The sequence below is a fragment of the Endozoicomonas sp. ALD068 genome, assembly GCF_049310145.1.
GTDB lineage: Bacteria > Pseudomonadota > Gammaproteobacteria > Pseudomonadales > Endozoicomonadaceae > Endozoicomonas_A.
This window is the reverse complement of sequence record NZ_JBLYNU010000004.1, coordinates 574,706-595,884: the sequence shown is the minus strand read 5'-3', so window position 1 is coordinate 595,884 and position 21,179 is coordinate 574,706. Positions and strand designations below refer to the sequence as shown.

The 21,179-nt window shown below is 48.3% G+C and carries 4 protein-coding genes; all 4 read left to right on the top strand.

Annotated elements, in window-relative coordinates:
- Positions 1-16: 16 nt before the first annotated feature.
- The 4 genes from ACO6V5_RS01810 (at position 17) to ACO6V5_RS01795 (ending at position 21,177) form a co-directional block, all read left to right on the top strand.
- Complete coding sequence (locus tag ACO6V5_RS01810; RefSeq protein ID WP_422409614.1) at positions 17-3,394, top strand: hypothetical protein; 3,378 nt, start codon at positions 17-19, stop codon at positions 3,392-3,394.
- Between the two features lie 266 nt (positions 3,395-3,660).
- Complete coding sequence (locus tag ACO6V5_RS01805) at positions 3,661-10,074, top strand: hypothetical protein (protein WP_422409615.1); 6,414 nt, start codon at positions 3,661-3,663, stop codon at positions 10,072-10,074.
- 150 nt (positions 10,075-10,224) lie between these two features.
- On the top strand, positions 10,225-15,540 hold the full coding sequence (locus ACO6V5_RS01800; RefSeq protein WP_422409617.1) for a hypothetical protein: 5,316 nt from the start codon (positions 10,225-10,227) through the stop codon (positions 15,538-15,540).
- Between the two features lie 123 nt (positions 15,541-15,663).
- Positions 15,664-21,177 (top strand): hypothetical protein, encoded by a 5,514-nt coding sequence (locus ACO6V5_RS01795; protein ID WP_422409619.1) that lies wholly within the window; start codon positions 15,664-15,666, stop codon positions 21,175-21,177.
- The last annotated feature ends 2 nt before the right edge of the window (positions 21,178-21,179 follow it).

Below are 21,179 nucleotides of genomic sequence, written 5' to 3'. Positions count from 1 at the left end.
ACAAGTAGGAAAATCGATGAGCAATACCCGTCACAATGTATTAAGCCTTGCAGTGACCGTTGCAATCAGCTCTTGCATCATTAATACAGAGGCACTGGCCGCTCGCAAACTGCAGACAAAATATGCCTGGCTTCTGGACAATGGAGGTTCTGAGGATACCCGCAGTGAGGTCATGGTTCAGCCAACTTTAGGTGATGACCAGCAACCAGTACTCAAATCTTTTACCACCACCTATCCCTACGCGCCTTCAGAAAATGACGACTATTCTCGTCCCACTATAGGTATAAGTTTTACAGAAGCTCTTTATGGTATCGGTAATGAGGGCGTTGCCAGTGTTGATCAGTTTGAAACAGGCGAGAATGACGTTGCTCAGAAATATACCAAAGTCCTTAAGGTAGATGGTGAGGGAATCTTCAGGTTCACCCATAACCTTGCAGAAGAGGAACTGGTCATTGAAGTCAGAGGCGGAATGACCGAGCAGGATTCAGTTGCGTTTGTTCGTGAACATTTAGATATCAGGCCACCATTTGAACCCTTAACGAAAATCGCCACCCCCATGCAACTGGCTGATCTGTTGGAAGCTGCCAGTACCAGGACAGGAATCCTCGGCTCAAGTGATCACTATCTTGCCCTTGCTACCATCGAAGTCGAAAAAGTTGCAGTGGATGGACGCACCTTCATGCGCCTTATCGCTTCGGGCGACCAGCCCCCTGAGCGGCATCGTCTGGGTCAATCACTCTTTGTCAATGATGAGGCTCTTCTGGCAGCTGCCGCCTCTGCCTACATCCAGGTTCATATCCTGGGAGAGGATATACAACAGCAGGCTCTGAACGAACTATTGGCAAACAACAAACCCGTCGGCTATGTTGAGCACTTCGAGGATAACACACAGGTTTATCCTGTGCCTGCGGGTTATCCAAAGTTGGAGATAACAGAAGCTCTGGGGGAGGGTATTGTTTTTCATGGTCAGATGTTGAATCCCCATGATGTCGCTTTTGTAGAAAACCTCTATAAACTCTGGGTACAGTCCGGAGGTAATAACCCCGCCCCTGCAGTAATCACAATGCTTAGAAGATATAAGATCAGAAGTTACGAGTTCGTCATTCGAAACAGGCAGATGGCACTGCTGGAGAAGTTTGTTGCGCGGCGCAATGCTGGCGTTAACAAAGTTCAACCGACGATCCTTTCCCGCGAAGATAAACTGGCGGCGCGTTCACTTGCATTCTATGAATCTCTCCAGCAGGCATTGGCACTGGCTACTCCAGATAAAACATATGGAACAGAAGAATTTGAGTTCACACTGGAGCACATCAGAATCGCTTCATTAGTCATCACGCCAACCCAGATGTGTAATCAACTCGCAAAACAGTTTGACTTCAAACCCGTACTTAGAAATCTTCTTAAAAACCCGCACTTTTTTCAGATTATTCGCAAGGCGATACCCATCATCGGCGATATCAATGAAGCGCAGATCGATTCCGGAAAAGACCAGGAGTTTACTTCCAAAGTCATGATTGACATGGCCAGACAGCTGCTTGAGTTACACAACAACCTGGAGCAGCAACGGGCAAAAAAGACCAAATTCAAGAATCTGAACAGAAAATTACTTCGCGTAACGGCAGAAGAGCTTGGTATTGAGAACTGGGCTAACCTTCTGCCCAGAGAACAAGTCAGAATCATCAGCAAGAAAATTCAGGAAATCAAGCGGGCAACGGCCACAACCCTTGCTGCAACAGAACAACCTGACTATGGAATTATCACTACAAAACTGGAAGGCCTTGAGGACCTGTTCGGTATTGCTCCAGACAATGAAAATAATCTTGTTGCCCGCCTTCAGTCTGTTCAACAGCATATAAGGTATAAGACAGAACTGGACGACGAGGAGACTCCGCAGAGACTGGACAACATGGAAACTGAGCTCGGCCTGATCTCTGACGAAGAAGATGCCCCGGAGGCTCGTCAACAGGCCATTCTGAAACACCTCGAACAGCAGGAAGCTCTGGTCAAGCGACACCTTCAGACAACCGTTACAGACGCTGAAAAAGCAGCGACTGAAGAGTCTGTGGGACTAAAATCAGACGCTTCTGAAACCAATAAACAACGGATTAATGCCCCGAGAAACAGGCAGGCAGAGCCGGGCGGGGGTGATACTGCCCCGCGCCCGGCAGGTATGAAAGAGTCTGTTACCGGCATGAAAGAGTTCGCAGCTGCAGTGATCGCCAACTACGTTCTTGATGATATTGCTTTTGACAATGGCCACAGGACGGCAACATTCCTGACCAATATTCAGGATACCCTGACACCTTATGCCAATGTTGCCGGACTATCTGAATCAGACTTCATCAAGATTATCCATGGCACATTAATGCAGGCCCGTGCCGCAACGGTTGCACGACAGCTACTGGATTACTGGATCAAACCCTCAGCCTTCCTGTTGCAGGCTGTGACCTGGTACTACTCCAGCTACAAACCCCTGCTGGCGACCCACACCTCCCGGCAGGCCGCCGGGCTATCTCTCTCAAACATAGCATTCCTCTATCTTCTGGATCTGACCATCAGAGCTGATTTCCTGCACCGGATGCTGACACCTTTCCAGCATTGGCTGGAAACTTATGGTGTTGATCTTGACCGAACCGGTCAATATGCCTATCACCGTGGCATTGAACAAATCTCTGAACTGGGCGGGCTGGCCATGCCATTGGGTAAAGCCGCTTCCTCCGTCATTCTGCTGAAAACCGGCTCTATGCTGTTTGCCCTACAGTACAACGCCAACCCGCAGATGTATCGAAGCATTTCCCGTCTGGTGCCGGAAATAGTCAAATCCATGGGTTCCGGTCAGGGAGTTCAGATACCGCTGCTGCAAAGGGTGACACCACAAAAAGTGAAAACCCTGGCTTCGGCCACAGCCGGTCTCGTATTGGGTCCGGTAGCCACGATCGGAACATACGCCCATGGCCTTTTATCAGGATTCACCTATGCCCAAACCTTCGGATTCGCGCTGGCGTCGAGCCTGACTTTCGACTTCTTTATGAACGACAACAAGATGCTCACTCAATGGCTGGGTGGGCCACTGGGCCGCAGTCTTGACAGGATTAATCGCTGGACAGGCGTGGGGGAAACGACAGATGAATATGTGAAACGTACGACTATTGCCAGGCCTCAAAGCTTCGATGAAACCGATACAGACTATGCAAACGGTGTTAAAGCAAACAACACTCTGTATGGCTGGACTCGACACGAAAATTACCTGCAGTTCCGCGAACGCCGGGATCGCACCATGAAACTGTATGAGGATGGCTGGGAGAAATACTTCAGGGAAAATTTGCCCAAATGGTCATTCTCCCATGCAGAAAGCATTCCTTACTTCTACACTCTTGGAGCCTTCTACGAGTAGCAACAGGGCAATAATAAGAAAGCGCCGGTGAATAAATCAGACAACAAACAACCACCAGCATTGTCACAGCAGTGACAAAACACCGGTTATGGAGACATGTGTAAGCTTACCTTCTGAGCCCACAGACATTTCTCCGTTAACGTAAAAGAGCCTTGAAGCCACTCGAATAAGTGATTGACAGCCATAAGCGATTGGGAGTTGTCATTTCGTTTGCCGTAGCAATCACTTTTTACAGTAATAAAAATACTTAGCTTCGAGGTAACAGAATGAGAAATATCCGCCCCAATGCATTAAGCCTTGCCGTGGCCCTTGCCATCAGCTCTTCCATCATTGCTACAGACGCACTGGCCAACCGCAGGCTGCAGACAAAATCTGTTGATATTTCGGGCAGTGAACAGGTGGAGTTTATCCGTAGCGAGGTCATTGTTAAGCCAACGTTGGATGATGACTCGCAGCCAATAGCCAAATCCTTTACCACCACCTTCCCTGATCAGACTGAAATCAGAGCGGGCTATGACATTCCTTCTGAAGGCTTCACAGACGTTCTTTCCGGCATCGAGGGTGGCGTTGCCATTGTTGATCAGTTTGAGACAGACGAGAATGACGTTGCCCGGAAGTACACCAAAATCCTCAAGGTGGGTAATAAGGGGGTCTTCAGGTTTACCCATAACCTTGCAGAAGAGAAACTGCTCATCGAAGTCAGAGACAGTATGACCCGTCAGGATTCAATTCAGGCTGTTCGCAGTCAATCAGGGGTCGCCTGGGCATTGGAACCCTTTACCGGAATGGCCAGCCCCGGTCATCTGGTGGGAGTGCTGAGAGGTGCGCATGAAAGAGCAGGAAACCCAGGCGAAGCCGATAACTATGTTGCCCTTGCCACCCTTGAAGTAGACAAGATTGAGGTGGACGGGCGCACCTTCATGCGCCTTATCGCCGCAGGCGACCGGCCTCCTGAGCTGCAGCGTCTGGGTCAGTCACTTTTTGTTGATGAAGAGCCGCTTTTGGTAGCGGCCACCACTGCCTATACCCGGGTGCATGTTCTCGGGAAAGATATACAACAGAGAAACCTGGAAGATCTGCTGTCAGACCATAAACCCATCGGCTATGTTGTACACGTCGAGGATGAGACACAGGTTTATCCTGTCCCTGATGGTTATCCAAAACTGGAAGTGACTGACACTCCGGGGGATGTTGTTGTTTTCCGTGGTCAGAAACAGAACCCCAGCGATATGGCTCTTGTGGAACGCCTCTATATGGTCTTTTGGGGAGGAGGCGGTGATGATCATAAGACAACTGCACGGGTTAAAAAAGACAAGGTCAAAAGCTACCGGCACATCATTCGAAACATTCAGATGACAATACTGGAGGATTTAGCTGCAAAACACGATACCGGACTCAACTTCGGTGAAGAGTACGATGATAGTGTGGTCGAGCTTGAATACTATGAAAATCTTCTGCATGCACTGGCCAGTGCTACTTCATATGGATCAGAGGAAGTTGAATTCAAATTCAAACACGTTGAATTCACTTCGGCGTACATCTCGCCAACCTGGGTGCATATTCAACTGTTAAGACACTTCGGCTTCAGACCTGTACTTAGAAATCTTCTGACTAACCAGCACTTTGTTCAGGATATTCATGAAACTTCACTCTTTCCCAACAGTCATTATGGTGCTCCCAACAATGAACCTTTTAGTGACTCTTCTGGCCATGACGAAGGCTTTGAACCCAAAGTCATTGGCGACTTTATCGGGCAGCTGCTGGAGATGGAAAGCGAGCTGGAGAAGCTCAGGACAATAGAGGCCGTGCTGGTAAAACAAAGTGAATTGAGAATGGAGGAACTAAATCAGTATGTTGAGGATCAGCTTGCGGAGGTTCATGGCAAGATAAATGCTCTGGTAACCCAGATAGAGACGCTGCAACGGGATGTCGATCAAATTCCATTGCTAAAAAAACAAGTTCATGATGCCAGAACAGATGCCACAAAAGCTCGCAACACGCAAACGGCAACAGAGCTTGGTATTGATAACTGGGATGATACCCAGCCTCTGGAAGAGCAAGCCAGACTCATCAGCAAAAGAATTAATGAAATTTACGGATTGGTCGCCGCAACAACAGAGTTTCAAAAACAAGCTCTGGAAGAATCGCAACAAAGCACCAGCTCAGAGGCCAAAAAAACAGCACACATCAAAGCCCGTTATGCAAACATGGCCTTACATTTGAACATTCCGGATTTTGATATCAATGCAGCTGTCGACGATCAGGAAAAATGCCTGCTTGAAAAACTTATGGCAATGCACGCTCAACAGGCAGTTCAACGTCAACAAATTAAGACAATGGGTGATCAACTCGATATACAGCAGGCTTTCATCAAGGCGACAAAAGCCGTTCTGGCTGAGACTCTTGGTATAGATCTGGAAGACCCAACCAACCTGGAATCAATGCTGCATAACAAACTCTTCGATCTTTCAAAGCTGGAAAATGAACTGAAAGACATCAGAACACCAGGCCACCCCAAAGTCTTGCCTGAAGTATTCGAGACACTTCTTGCCGTGGAAAGCGCTCTGGAGGAAGACCCCCTCCCCGAAGAGGAAGATGTGTATTTCCATCGTCAGGCCATTTCTGAAAAAATGCGGGCACACATCGGAGCAATCGGAGAGCAGTCAGAGGAAGAAGCCCTGGCCATACTGCAATCCCTGGAACGATTACTCAACATCGAAATCAATCAAGGTGATAACAAAGCAGCAAGACTGAATAGGGTTCGTGCCAGATTTGATGGCGGTGATATCTCGAATCACGTGCTGGATCAGATGGACAAGATCCTGTTATGGGAAGGTGAAAGACCAGACGTGGTGCGAGATCTGAAAGAAGATCTGGAGAGAGGTCTGCTGGAGACGGATCAGGTGCTCTCAGGTATTCGTCACGGTATTACCTTTAAAATCGAACAATCGGATCAGCGCGCCAGAATACGACAGGAAGAGTATCTTATTGCTCTGGAGCAGAAGCTAAATATCGACCTTTATAAAAACCCTGCTGCTAAAGAAAGAGGCAAAACTTTCATAACTAAACTGGCCAGTGATCTGCAGGTAGGGTTTGAAGACGATGCCGACCTGTCTCACCAGAAGAAGGTTCTGAGAAACAAAATTCAGGAATTACGGATAAAAGTAGTCGCAAAATATAGCGATGAAGCCGTCAAAAGAACCTTAAACCATCAGATTGCAGGTCAACTCAATATGAAGGACTATGAGGATCATGTCGGCACAGACGAACAGAACAGTCTGATTAAGGCAAAACTTGAACAGCTGGATGATGAACTTTTCAGAGCAGGTCTGCCTGACCTTAATGAGCGTATTGCAGCCATTGAGAATGAGCTTGACAGGCAAATGGCTCGCCTGGAACCTAAACCCCGATACGTTCTTGATCGTGAGGTAGCCACAGCCAGGCGAGCATTAGAAGAAGCTGAAACTGAGCACGAAGCTATTTTTCAAAAAAAAGTGGGTAGCCTTTCTGATCTCCGGTATATCCCGGATGAAGAAACGCCCCTCAATCTGGCATTGAAACAATTTCAGATCGGCCTGGGTCTGTCTGCAGGTGACAAGCAAACCGATCAGGAGCGAAAAAGGGACATCGTAAATAACCTGCTGGAATACAGTGTAGAAGCACGAGCTGAAATCATTAAGGAACTGGAAGCCAAAACAAATCTGAATGTCTGGATACAATGCTACCCCGATTCGGTGGAAGCAACTTTTTCTATTCAAACCTATCCAGTGCCTGGTCGGGACGCAACGGTTGAAGACGATAGAGCGTGGGGTGGGCTGCCTTTTACCCGTGAAAAGTACAGTCAGGTCACGGAATTCCTGCTTGAGCACGACAAGAAAGCTACGGATTTAGCCAATGCGATGACTGCAGAGGTTATTGCACGAGAGACTCTGGCTCGTAAAGAACAGGAGCTGTTCGAATCAGGAGACGTCAATGAGAAGTCTGCAACCTCAAACAAGATCGACATGGATCCGCTGAATTCAGACCTGAATGATAAAAGTGAAACGGTATCAAATGCAAAACAAGACCTGGAGGATCATGACGCGCTTCTTGAACCCACTGAAATATCCCTCGGTCTTAAACCAGGCACTTCTGACAGCAGAGAGCAACGGATTAATGCCCTGAGAGACAAACAGTTACAACTGGGCGGTAATGATGGCACTGGCGGAAAAATCGGGCAACTGCTTCAGCAAGAAGCCCGAGAGGCAGCTGAAAATGCAGACTGGATAGCAAAAATTGCAGCCTCCAGAGCAGAGGTTGAGAGAATGGAAAAAGTCCTGAAGGCTGCCGAAGAAGCCGTCAAAAATTCTGGCGAACCCTTCCAGTACACACCGAAACAGGCAAAAGTTCTGAAAGCTATACACACATTCACTGATCAGCACTTCCTTAAAAAACAAGCCCTGGAAGCAGCGATGGGTCTGGCAGAATCAGCAGTAGAAAGCGGTAACACAATACCCTGCCTCAAGACTTTCGATTTTAACGATGAATTTGCACCGATTCGCTTGCAGGCATTGGCCGGAGACCAACTGACGTTTAAGCAGGCCAGTCATATTGTGGAAGTTTTCAAGAGCCTGGAGACGATCTTCCGGAAACGTCCCTTCAAGCTTGCGGAGTATCAATTTCGGAAAGCCATTGAAAAAGTTCAGATTCTGGTGCAAAGGGCCAGGAATGAGATAAAAACCGCATCTCAGCAATACGACGACGAAATTCATAGCATAAGCTCAGCGGGCGTTCTCTTTGTCGAGCATGTATCCGAGAACCAGAAAAGCTTCTCGAAATTCTGCGCTACCGGTTTTGCCGGTGCTAAAAAGATCAGAGCTATGCTGCGTGAAGGCCTGATCAAAAATGTTGAACTTGAAAACTACATAAAGGCCGTCAGAGGTGTCAAAGGTTATCAGATATCGGATAAATTTGAGTACTTCCTTGGTTATAAACTGGGCGTAGGGCTGTTTGAATTCAGGCATGTTGTCCGGATGCTGACCAATGAGGATGCTGAGGCGTTCATCAAGAATATCTTTGCTTCAGTGACCGGGACGGCAGGCATTTCCGAGCATCAGCCGTGGCACCTGAAAAGCTTACCGGAATACTTCGCGAGCCATTCTGCCAGTGCTAACAAAATCATGGCTTTGCTCCGTGATGGCCTGATCAGCAAAGTTGAACTTGAAAACTACATGAAGGCTGTCAGAGGTGTCGACGGTTATGAGACAGTGGCTGAATTTGAGCACTTCCTTGGTTATAAACACGGGGTCAGGGTGCCTGAGTTCAGGAAGGTTGTCCAGATGCTGTCCGATGAGAGTGCCGAGGCATTCATGTACAGTGTCTTTGCTCCTGTGACCGTAACGGCAACAGGCCCGGCGGGTATGAAAGAGTCGGTCGTCGGCATGAAGGAGTATGCAGCCGCAGTCATCGCCAACTACGTGCTTGACGATATTGCCTTTGAAAACGGCCGCAGGACAGCAGCCTTCCTGACTAATATTCAGGACACCCTGACACCCTATGCCAGTGCTGTCGGTCTGTCTGAATCAGAACTGATCAAGGTTGTCCATGACACCCTGATGCAGGCTCATGCTGCAGCAGTTGAGTGGCAGCTGAAGGAATACTGGGTCAAACCTTCAGCCTTCCTGGTACAGGCGGTCACCTGGTACTTCTCCAGCTACAAACCGCTACTGGCGACTCACACCGTCTCGCAGGCCACCGCTCAGTCCCTCTCGAATATGTCGTACCTCTATCTGCTGGACCTGACCAACAGGGGGGATTATCTGCACAGAATGCTCACACCTTTTCAGCACTGGCTGGAACGCTACCGTGTTGATCTTGAGCGAACCGGGCAATATGCCTACCACAGTGGCATTGAACAAATCTCTGAAGTGGGCGGACTGGCCATGCCATTGGGTAAAGCTGCGTCCTCTGTCATTCTGTTGAAAACCGGCTCTGCGCTGTTTGCCAGACAGCACAATGCCAACCCACATAAGTATCGCAGCATTGTTCGTCTGGTGCCCGAATTGGTGAAGTCCATGGGGTCCGGACAAGGGATTCAAGTACCGCTGCTGCACAGAGCGACGCCACAAAAAGTGAAAACTCTGGCTTCTGCCACCGCCGGGCTTGTACTGGGGCCGGTAGCTACTGTTGGAGCATACGCCCACGGCCTTATATCCGGGTTCACCTATGCTCAAACCTTCGGATTCGCACTGGCGTCAAGTCTCACTTTCGACTTTTTTATGAACGACAACAAGATGCTCACTCAGTGGCTGGGTGGACCTCTGGGCCGGAGTCTTGACAAGATTAATCGCTGGACAGGCGTGGGGGAAACGGACGATGAGTATTTGCAACGTACCGCCATTGCTTCGCCTCAGGGCTTCAGTGAAACCGATGAAGAATACGCTAGTCGTGTTAAAGCAAACAACACCCTGTATGGCTGGACTCGACACGAAAATTATCTGCAGTTCCGTGAACGCCGTGATCGCACCATAAAGCTGTTTGAGAATGGCTGGGAGAAATACTTCAGGGAAAAACTGCCCAAATGGTCATTCTCCCACGCAGAAAGTATTCCTTACTTCTACACTCTTGGAGCCCTTTACGAATCGCAAAAGAGCGATGATCAAAACGTTCACGGTCATGATACGAGAAATGCCTCTCAATAAAGCTTTCCACTGCAACCTCAGCAGACCACTGTGGCTGGTGAACCTTTCAGCTTGCCGGAATAGCCATGAGCGATTTTAAAAGTTGCTTCCCCGCACGGTGAAGCAACCTCTTTTCACGGCAATAAAAACACTCAGCTCTGAGGTAGTAGAATGACAACTGCTCCCCTCAATGCATTTAGCCTGGCAGTGGCCGTAGCAATCAGCTCTTCCATCCTTGCTACACAGGCGCTGGCCGATCGCAGGCTGCAGACAAAATCTGTCGATGTTTCGAGCATCAGTCATGAGGAGTTTACTCATAGTGAGGTTATGGTTCGGCCAACTTTAGGTCATGACCAGCAGCCAATACCTAAATCCTTTACAACCACTTACCCCGATCAGACTCAGGCAAGAGCGGGCTATGAGGTTCCTTCTGAAGGCTTTACGGATGTTCTTTCCAGCATTGAGGGTGGTGTTTCCAGTGTTGATCTGTTTGAAACCGACGAAAATGACGTTGCTCAGAAATACACCAAAATCCTGAAGGTGGGTGATGAAGGGATCTTCAGGTTCACCCATAACCTTGAAGAATATGAACTGGTCATTGAAGTCAGAGGCGGTATGACCGACCAGGATTCAATTGCGGCAGTTCGTTCTCAATCAGGCAATATCCAGCCATTAGAACCCTTAACGAAAGTCGCCAGTCCCGAGCAATTGGCCGCAGTGCTGAGAGCTGCCCATGGCAGAGCTGGAAACCTTGGCGCAAGCGATAACTATGTTTCCCTTGCCACCATTGAAGTAAAAAAAGTTGCAGTGAACGGGCGCACCTTCATGCGTCTTATTGCTTCGGGCGATCACCCCCCTGAACTCCAGCGTCTGGGGCAATCGCTGTTTGTCAATGATGAGGCGCTTTTGGCAGCAGCCACTTCTGCTTATGCTCAGGTTCATATTCTGGGGGAAGATTTACAACATAAAGCTCTCAACAAACTGTTGTCGTACCATAAACCCGTCGGCTATATCGTACACGTTGAGGATGACAGGCAGGTTTACCCGGTGCCTATCGGTTATCCAAAACTGGAAGTGACTGAAGCTTCGGGGGAGAAGATTGTTTTCCGTGGTCAGAAGGAGAATCCGACCGAGATCGCCGTTGTAAGAGGACTCTATGAGCACTGGTATGAACCTGTTTTTTATGCCGACCCTCCCCCTGATGTATCAACACAGGTAAAAAAAGACAAGGTCAAAAGCTACCTGTACGTCACTCGAAACAGGCAGATGGAATTGCTCGAGGCCATGGCTGCAAATCCCGGTGCTGAATTTAACGAAATAGTGCTGGAGCTTCAACTGTGTATGCTTGCATACTATGAATCTCTCCAGCAGGCATTGATCAGTGCCAGTCCGGATAATGGCGATGAATTTGAATTAACGTTAGGACACATCAGAGTCGCTTCGTCGCTCATCACGCCATTCTGGATCTATGATCATCTCCTGAAAAACTTCGGCTTCAACCCCATACTCAGAAATATTCTGAGTAACCCGCACTTAGTTAAGAATATTCAGAAAGAGATCCCCGATATCAGCGATAACTACCGGGCGCAGGTCGCTAATCCCGGTGAAGACGAACAGTTTGCCTCAAAAGTCATCAACGACATGTCACTCAGGCAGCGGGTTGAATTTGACTGCGCACTGGCAGAAAAACAGGCAAAAGAGGCACAACTCGCCGAGCTAAACGAAAAATTAAAAATTCATGACACCCACCAGGCGGAGGCCGTAACAGAACAGTTTGACGAAGTGGCTGAAAAAGAAGTTGCAGGCAAAGCCCGATTTGCAAACATTGAGAATTTTGATAGCAATGAGGATATTGACGTTCCGCAAGAGCTTCTGCTTCTGAAATACAAGGCATTGAATGAGCAAGAAGGACAACTGATTCGCAGTCTTCAGGCAGCGAAGGCTCAGATCAATTTAGTAGATTCTCAAATCAGTGCCAGAAAAGTTGCTCTGAAAAAAGAACTGGATGACATCAGAACACCAGACTATCCCAGGATCAGGTCTGAAGTCATTGAGACACTGAGTGCCGTGCACAAAGCTCTGAAAATGCCTGATTTTGATCAAAACGACGATGTCTATCTTCATCGTCAGTACATTTCTGAAGACATCCAGAAATATATCAAAGACGCCAGACAGAGGGCAGAGGAAGAGGCCCGGGACATGCTGGATGTGGTTGAAAAAGAACTCAACATCAAAGCCAATGAAGAGGATTACAGTAAAACAAGACTCACCAGGATTGTTAAAGTACTTAACAAGGGTGATCTCTCAAACAGGATACTGGACAGAATTTTGTTTGGGATAGAAACCATTATCTTGTACCGTGAACGCAGAATGCTGGACATGAAGGATCTCAAACTCATCAAGCTTCATGCGAACCTTCACTATAAAGCCGAAAACCCCGACCCGAATAAGCCTGCCAGAAAACAACGGGCCGACCTGCTGGAAGCCGCAGAAAAAGCACTCAACCTAAAAAGCTATGAAGAGGACGGCCAGATAGCAAGACTTGCCCGGGTTCATGCAATACTTGACAGCGAAGATCTTCCTGAACACTTGCTGGATCAGATAGATCAGGCCCTGTGGCAAGAAGAAAGCACAGCCCTGAACAAGAAGGATCTCAGAATCAGGAAGCTTTGTGCAATTCTTAACTATAAAGTCGAAGATTCGTACCTTGATAAGCAAGTCAAAAAACGACAGACAGGTCTGCTTCAAGCTGTAGAGAAAAAGCTGTACATCCATCCTCGTGAAAATCTTGCTGCCTGGGAAAGAGGCAAGGCTTTCACTGCTAAACTGGCCCGAGATCTGAATGTAGCATTTGCAGAGGATGACAGCCTTGCTGAACAGAGTGAGGCACTAAGAGAAAAAATTGAGGCATTAATAGAAGAGCTATACCAGACCGGCGACGACGAAGGTGTCAGAAGAGCCAGAAACAATGACATGGCTTATCAACTCAACATTGAGGATTATGAAGAAGATGCCATTATCGACGACCAGAACAGTCTGATTGAAAAAAAACTCGGACAGCTGGATGAAGCAGTTATGAATGCAGGTCTGCCTGACGTTAACGAGCGCATTGCAGCCATTGAGAATGAGCTTGACTGGCAAATGGCTCAAATGGGTCCTAAACCCAGATACGTTCTTGATCGAGAGGTAGCCACTGCCAAACGGGAGATAGAAGACGCTATAGCTGAGCTAGAGACAGTTTATCGCAGGCTGGCTGCTCATGGTCACAATGAAGTCGATAACGCATCGGGTGAACTGCCGTTAGCCAGAAAAAAATACGTTCAGATCACAGAATTCCTGCGTGAGCACGACAGGGAAGGTATGGATGAAACCGATGCAATGCCTGGAGGGGCTGCTGCACCAGCAAATCAGGAATCAACCCGTCTGAAAGGTGAGATTGAAACCAGAAAAGCAAACATTGAGAGAATGAGGGAAGTCCTCAGGGCTGCAGAGAAAGCCGTCGAAAATGACGGCGGTTCCTTCCAGTACACGCCGGAACAGGCAGAAGTTCGGGCCGCTATGGAAGCCTTCATACAGCAGCACCCTTTCATGCAACAAGCTCTGGAAGCCGGAATAGCTCTGGCAGAGTCAGCGGCAAAAAGCGGTAAGGTAATACGCGACATTACAACTTTCGATTTTGGCGATGAATTTGCACCGATTCGCTTGCAGGCAATGGCCGGAGACAATCTGATGTTTAATCAGGCCAGTCGGATTGTGGCAATCTTCAAGAGCCTGAGGACGAAAGTCGATTGGCATCAGGGTGCCCTGATAGAAATCCAGAGACTGGTGTACAAGGCCAGAAATGAGATCGGCAAAGGCGCTCAACAATACGACGACGAAATTCGTGGTATGGGAAAAAGAGCCATTCACTTCATTGAGCATGAACCGGAGGACCTCAAAAGCTTCTCTGAATACTTCGCTACCCGTTCTGCCAGTGGTAACAAAATCATGGTTTTGCTTCGTGAAGGCCTGATCAGCAAGGTTGAACTTGAAAACTATATGAAGACCGTCAGAGGTGTCGGCGGTTATCAGACAGTGGCTGAATTTGAGCACTTCCTTGGTAATAAACACGGCGTCAAGGTGCCTGAATTCAGGAAGGTTGTCCAGATGCTGTCCGATGAGAGTGCCGAGGCATTCATGCAAAGTGTCTTTGCTCCTGTGACCGTAACGGCAACAGGCCCGGCGGGTATGAAAGAGTCGATTGTCGGCATGAAGGAGTACGCAGCCGCAGTCGTCGCCAACTACGTGCTTGACGATATTGCCTTTGAAAATGGCCGCAGGACGGCAGCCTTCCTGACTAATATTCAGGACACCCTGACACCTTATGCCAGTGCTGCCGGCCTGTCTGAATCAGACCTGATCAAGGCTATCCATGACACCCTGATGCAGGCTCATGCCGCAACAGTTGAGTGGCAGCTAAAGGAATACTGGGTCAAACCTTCAGCCTTCCTGGTACAGGCTGTCACCTGGTACTTCTCCAGCTACAAACCGCTACTGGCGACTCACACTGTCTCGCAGGCTAACGCGCTGTCCCTCTCGAACATGTCGTACCTCTATCTGCTGGACCTTACCAACAGGGGGGATTATCTGCACAGAATGCTGACACCTTTCCAGCACTGGCTGGAACGCTATAGTGTTGATCTTGACCGAACCGGGCAATATGCCTACCACAGGGGTATTGAACAAATCTCTGAAGTGGGCGGACTGGCCATGCCATTGGGCAAAGCCGCGTCCTCAGTCATTCTGCTGAAAACCGGCTCTATGCTGTTTGCCAGACAGGTCAACGCCAACCCACACAGGTATCGCAGCATTGTCCGTCTGGTGCCCGAAATAGTGAAGTCCATGGGGTCCGGACAAGGGATTCAGGTAGCGCTGCTGCACAGGGCGACGCCACAAAAAGTGAAAACTCTGGCTTCTGCCACCGCCGGACTCGTGCTGGGTCCGGTAGCTACTGTTGGAGCATACGCTCATAGTCTTATATCTGGATTCACCTACGCTCAAACCTTCGGATTCGCACTGGCGTCGAGTCTCGCTTTCGACTTTTTTATGAACGACAACAAGATGCTCACTCAATGGCTGGGTGGACCTCTTGGACGTAGTCTTGACAAAATTAATCGCTGGCGGGGCGTGGGTGAAACGGACGATGAGTATTTGCAACGTACCGCTATTGCTTTGCCACAAGGCTTTAGTGAAACGGATGAAGAATACGCTAGTCGTGTTAAAGCAAACAACAGTATGTATGGCTGGACTCGACACGAAAATTATCTGCAGTTTCGTGAACGCCGTGATCGCACCATGAAACTGTTTGACAATGGTTGGGAAAAATACTTCAGGGAAAATGTACCTAAATGGTCGTTCTCCCATGCAGAAAGCGTCACTTACTCCTACACTCTGGGTGCCTTCTATGAGTGGCAAAAAGGCGATATTCAGAAAGTTCATGATCATTAAGAGAAATATTTCTACCTGCAAACGTGGCCCTCTGACGGCCACGAGCGATTAAAAGTCGCTTCTTCGCCTGCAATGGCAATCACAGCTCACCGTTATAAAAATTCTCAGCTCTGAGGTAGTAGAATGAGTAAGTTTTGTCCCAATGCATTAAGCCTTGCAGTGGCTGTTGCGATCAGTTCTTTCATCATTAGTACCCAGACACTGGCCGATCGCAGGCTGCAGACAAAAGCTGTCGATATTAAAGACAATGAACATGTGGAGTTTACCCAGAGTGAGATCATTGTTCGGCCAACGTTAGGTGATGACCAGCAGCCAATACCCGGATCTTTTACGACCACCTACTCTTATTACACTGATGTCAGTGCAGGCTATGCCATGCCGGCTAAAAGTTTTATAGGTTTTGCTTCTCATTTCTGTGGGGGTGTTTCCAGTGTTGATCTGTTTGAAACAGGCGAAAATGACGTTGCTCAGAAATACACCAAAGTCCTGAAGCTGGGTGATGAGGAAATCTTCAGGTTTACCCATAATCTTGAAGAAAAAGAACTGGTCATTGAAGTCAGAAGCGGAATGACCGATCCGGATTCAGTTGCGGCTGTCCGTTTTCAATTGACTGGCATGGAATCATTGGAACCGTTAACGAAAATCGCCAGATCCGCGCAACTGCTCTGGCTGCTGGAAGGTGCTGAGAAGAGAGCGGGAAACCTGGGCAAAAGTGATCACTATGTTACCCTGGCCAGCATTGAAGTAGACAAGGTTTTAGTGGGTGGGCGTACCTTCATGCGTCTTGTCTCAGGGGGTGATCGGCCACCTGAACTGAAGCGTCTGGGCCATTCACTCTTTGTCAATGATGATGCTCTCCTGGCAGCAGCGACTTCTGCCTATATCCAGGTTCATGTCCTGGGAGAAGCGTTACAACAGCAAGCTCTTAATGAACTGCTGGCACACAACAAACCCGTTGGCTACGTTGTACACGTCAAGGATGGCTCACGGGCTTATCCTGTGCCTGTGGGTTATCCGAAGCTGGAAGTAGCAGAAGCTCCGGGGGAGGTGATTGTTTTCCATGGTCAGAGGCTGAATCCGGATGATGTCGTTTTTGTAGAAAAGCTCTATGACCTATGGCAGGAAGCTGAGGGTCCCCTACCCTCCCCTGCAGTATTAACAAAAGTTAAAACCCATCAGGTCAGAGCCTACCAGTACGTCATTCGAAGCAGGCAGATGACAGTGCTGGAGGAGTTTGCTGCGCGGCAGAATGCTGTATTCAATCAGGATCAACCGACGACACTTTCAAACAATGATAAACGGGCGATGCGTGCGCTTGCATTCTATGAATCTCTCGATCAGGCATTGGTCAGTGCCACTCCAGATAAAAAACATAGAATAAGGGAGTTTGAAGTCACACTGGAAGACCTCAGAGTCGCTTCGTCGTTCATTACACCCATCTGGATGCACAATCAACTTGAAAAACATTTCGGCTTCAAACCCGTACTCAGAGATCTTCTGACTAATCAGCATTTTGTTCAGAAGATTGTCGATCATATACCCGTTGTCGTCAAATTAAAGACTGACGGTTTATACGACGACGAACAGTTTGTTTCCAAAGTTCTGGGTGAAAGGGCCAGACAGATGGCTGAGATGTTCAGCAAGCTGGATGAACTATATAGTGCAGAAGCCGAGCTCCTCGTGCTCAAATATAAATTAGAGATTGAATCGGATAGAGCCGATGCCAGTGATGAGAAAAAACTGGAATGGCAACAAATTTATCAGAAAGTTAAGGCTAAACATGCATGGACTCTTGCTAAGCTGCAAGATCAGAAAACTCTGGTAAAGACACTTATGCAGGAGGTCAGGCAATTCCCTCTGCTGGAACAACAAGTTTCTAATGCCAATTTAAAAGCCATAAATGCTCGCCATTCTAAAATAGCAACAAAACTTGGCATGGATGACTGGGATGACACCCAACCAGAAGTTGAACAAGTCGAAAGCCTCTTGAAGAAAATTGATGATATCTGTGATCCGGCTTCCATTAAAAGTCAGCTCGCCCCAATCAACAAAGCTGATCTGCAAGCCCGCCACCAGACCCAACACCTTCAGCAACAGAGCACCAGAAAAGAGGCTGACAGCGAAGCTGAAATAAAAGCCCGTTATGCAACCCTCGCTATTCATTTAAACATTAAGGATTTTGATAACAACGCAGACATTGACGTTCAAGAAGACCATCTGCTTCAGAGAATTGAGTCACTGACTGCCGAAATACAGCATGCTTATAGACTGAATGACGAACAAAAACACCTGCTTAACAAACTGCAGTCAACGAATGCTCCACTCAACCCGATTCAAGAAAGTTTGCTTCAGAAAATCCAGACACTGAATGATGATGGCGGTATGAAAAAACCCGACGTCAAATTCATGCAAGACGGTATCGCAGCGATTTTGCGTATCGTAATGAGTAAAGACGACTCATTGGCAAAACACATTCCACAGATAGAAGCAATGCATCAGAGTCTTGCAGATTTGAAACAGGAACTGGCAGACATCAGAACACCAGGCCACCCCAAAGCCATGCCGTTAGTACTTGAGAAGCTGGCGGCCGTGGAAAAAGCCCTGGAGATGGATGACCTCAATAGTAAGGGCGATGTCTATTACCGTCGTGACGCCATTTCCAAGGCAATTCAGACATCTATGACAAAGGCCAGTCAGGCGGCAGAGAAAGAGGCACTGGAGATACTGGAAGAATTAGAAGAAGCAGTCAACATAAAAGCCAATGAAGGTGATGACAACACAGAAAGAGTTGACAGGATTCGTGCCAGGCTTAAGGACGATGAAATCACTGAAAAAACGCTGAAAGGTAATTCCATCTGGGAAGATGCTATGTACCAAATAAGAGGAGTAAAAGTCGAGGGAATTGATGGGACTCTCGCCTTTTTTGTCGAAGAAGTGGATGAGCGAGCCATAGAAGAACAGAAAGAGATACTTAGAGCTGTAGAGAACAAGCTGAACATCGACATCAGGGAAAACACTGCTGCTATAGAAAGAGGCAAGCATTTCGTTGCTAAACTGGCCGATGATCTGAAACTGGAATTAAAAAAAGATACCAGCCTGGATGACCAGAAGAATGCCGTGAGAGAAAAAATCCGGGCATTAAGGGACATAGTAGAAGGCTTCTGTGACAATAGAGGTTCCAGAAAAGATACAAACAATGAAATTGCTCGTCCACTCAACATCGAGGGTTATGAAGAAGATGAAGATCTCATCTACCAGCAAAGTCTGATTGGACTAAAACTCCGAGAGCTGAATGATGAAGTTTACCTTGCCGGTCAGCCTACCGTTAATGAGCGTATCGCAGCCATAGAAGATGAGCTTGACAAGCACATGGCTCACCTGGGACCTAAACCCCGATTCGTTCTTGATCGTGAGCTAGCCAGAGCCAGTCGGGTAATAGAAGAAGCTGAAAGTGAGCTGGAAACTGCTCATCAAAAACTGGAGGCTATGTTACAACCGGACGGTGATGACAGTACTGGCAGCAAGACCCGGGAACAGGCCCGTCTGAAAGCTGAGATTGAAGTCAGGAAAGCAGACATTGAGAGAATGAAAGATGCCCTTGAGGCAGCCGGGAGAGCCGTCGAAAATGATGACGGCCCCTTCCAGTACACGCCGGAGCAGGCAGAAGTTCTGGACGCTATCCACACCTTCACGCAGCAGCACTCACTCAAGAAACAGGCCCTGGAAGCCGCCATGGGTCTGGCAGAATTAGCCCTGCAAAGCGGTGAGGCCATACCCGACTTTACGACTTTCGATTTTGGCGAAGAATTTGCGCCGGTTCACCTGCGGGCATTGGTCGGAGACGCTCTGACCTTTGATCAGGCCAATCGGATTGTGAAAATTTTCAAGAGTCTGAAGAAGACCTTCCCGGCCCCCCTTTTTGAGCCTTTGGAAAATCAGCCTTCGAATGTCCTGAAAATAATCCAGCAGCTGGTAAACAGCGCCAGGCATGAGCTGCAAAGCGGAGCTAAACAATACGACGACGAAATTCACGGCATGGCCAAAACAGCCATTCACTACGTCAACTATGAACCGGGAGACCTGAACAGCTTCCCGGACTACCTGGCTGCCCGCTATGCCAGTGCTAACAGGATCATCGCTCTGCTGCGTGAAGGTCTGATCAGCAAGGTTGAACTCGAGAACTACATGAAGGCCGTCAGAGGTGTCGATGGTTATCAGACAGTGGATGAATTTGAACATTTCCTGGGCTACAAACACCGCGTCAATTTGCCTCACTTCAATAGCATTATCCAGATGCTGTCCGACAGAGGTGCTGAGGAATTCATGCAGATGGCCTTTAACCCTGTGCCCCTCACTGCCACTGGCCCGGCGGGTATGAAAGAATCTGTTGCCGACATGAAAGAGTATGCAGCTGCAGTCATCGCCAACTATGTTCTTGATGATATTGCTTTTGACAATGGCCGCAGAACGGCAGCATTTCTGGGCAATATTCAGGAAACCCTGACACCTTACGCCAATGCCGCTGGCCTGTCTGAGTCAGACCTGATCAAAGCTATCCACAACACATTAATACAGGCTCACACCACAGCAGTTGAACGACAGCTGTCCGATTACTGGGTCAAACCGTCCGCCTTCCTGGTACAGGCTGTGACCTGGTATTACTCCAGCTACAAACCGCTACTGGCGACCCATACAACCTTGCAGGCTGCCGAGCAGTCTCTTTCAAACATGTCGTTCCTCTATCTTCTGGATCTGACCAACAGGGGTGATTACCTGCACCGGATGCTGACACCTTTCCGGCAGTGGCTAGAACACTTCAGTGTTGATCCTGACCGAACCGGGCAATATGCCTGCCACAATGGCATTGAACAAATCGCTGAAGTGGGCGGGCTGGCCATGCCATTGGGTAAAGCCGCGTCCTCAGTCATTCTATTGAAAACCGGCTCTATGTTATTTGCCCGACAGCACAATGCCAATCCTCATAGTTATCGCAGCATTTCCCGGCTGGTGCCGAAAATAGTGAAATCCATGGGTTCAGGACAGGGAGTTCAGATACCACTGCTGCACAGGATGACTCCACAAAAAGTGAAAACCCTGGCTTCAGCCACCACCGGCCTGGTACTGGGTCCGGTCGCCACTGTCGGAGCATACGTCCACGGACTTATATCCGGGTTCACCTATGCACAAACCTTCGGATTCGCCCTGGCGTCTAGTCTCACTTTCGACTTTTTTATGAACGACAACAAAATGCTCACTCAATGGCTGGGCGGGCCTCTGGGCCGGAGTCTTGACAAGATTAATCGCTGGACAGGCCTGGGGGAGACGCAAGATAGATATTTGCAACGTACGGCTATTGCTTCACCTCAAGGCTTCAGTGAAACCGATGAAGCCTATGCAAACCGTGTAAAGACCAACAACACGATACCTGGCTGGACTCGACAGGAAAATTATCTGCAGTTCCGTGAACGCCGTGATCGCACCATGAAACTGTTTGACAATGGCTGGGAGCAATACTTCATGGAAAATGTCCCCAGATGGTCATTCTCCCATGCAGAAAGTATTCCTTACTTCTACACTCTTGGAGCTTTTTACGGTTTGCAAAAGGGCGATGATCAGAGAGTTCACGGTCATAATTAGAG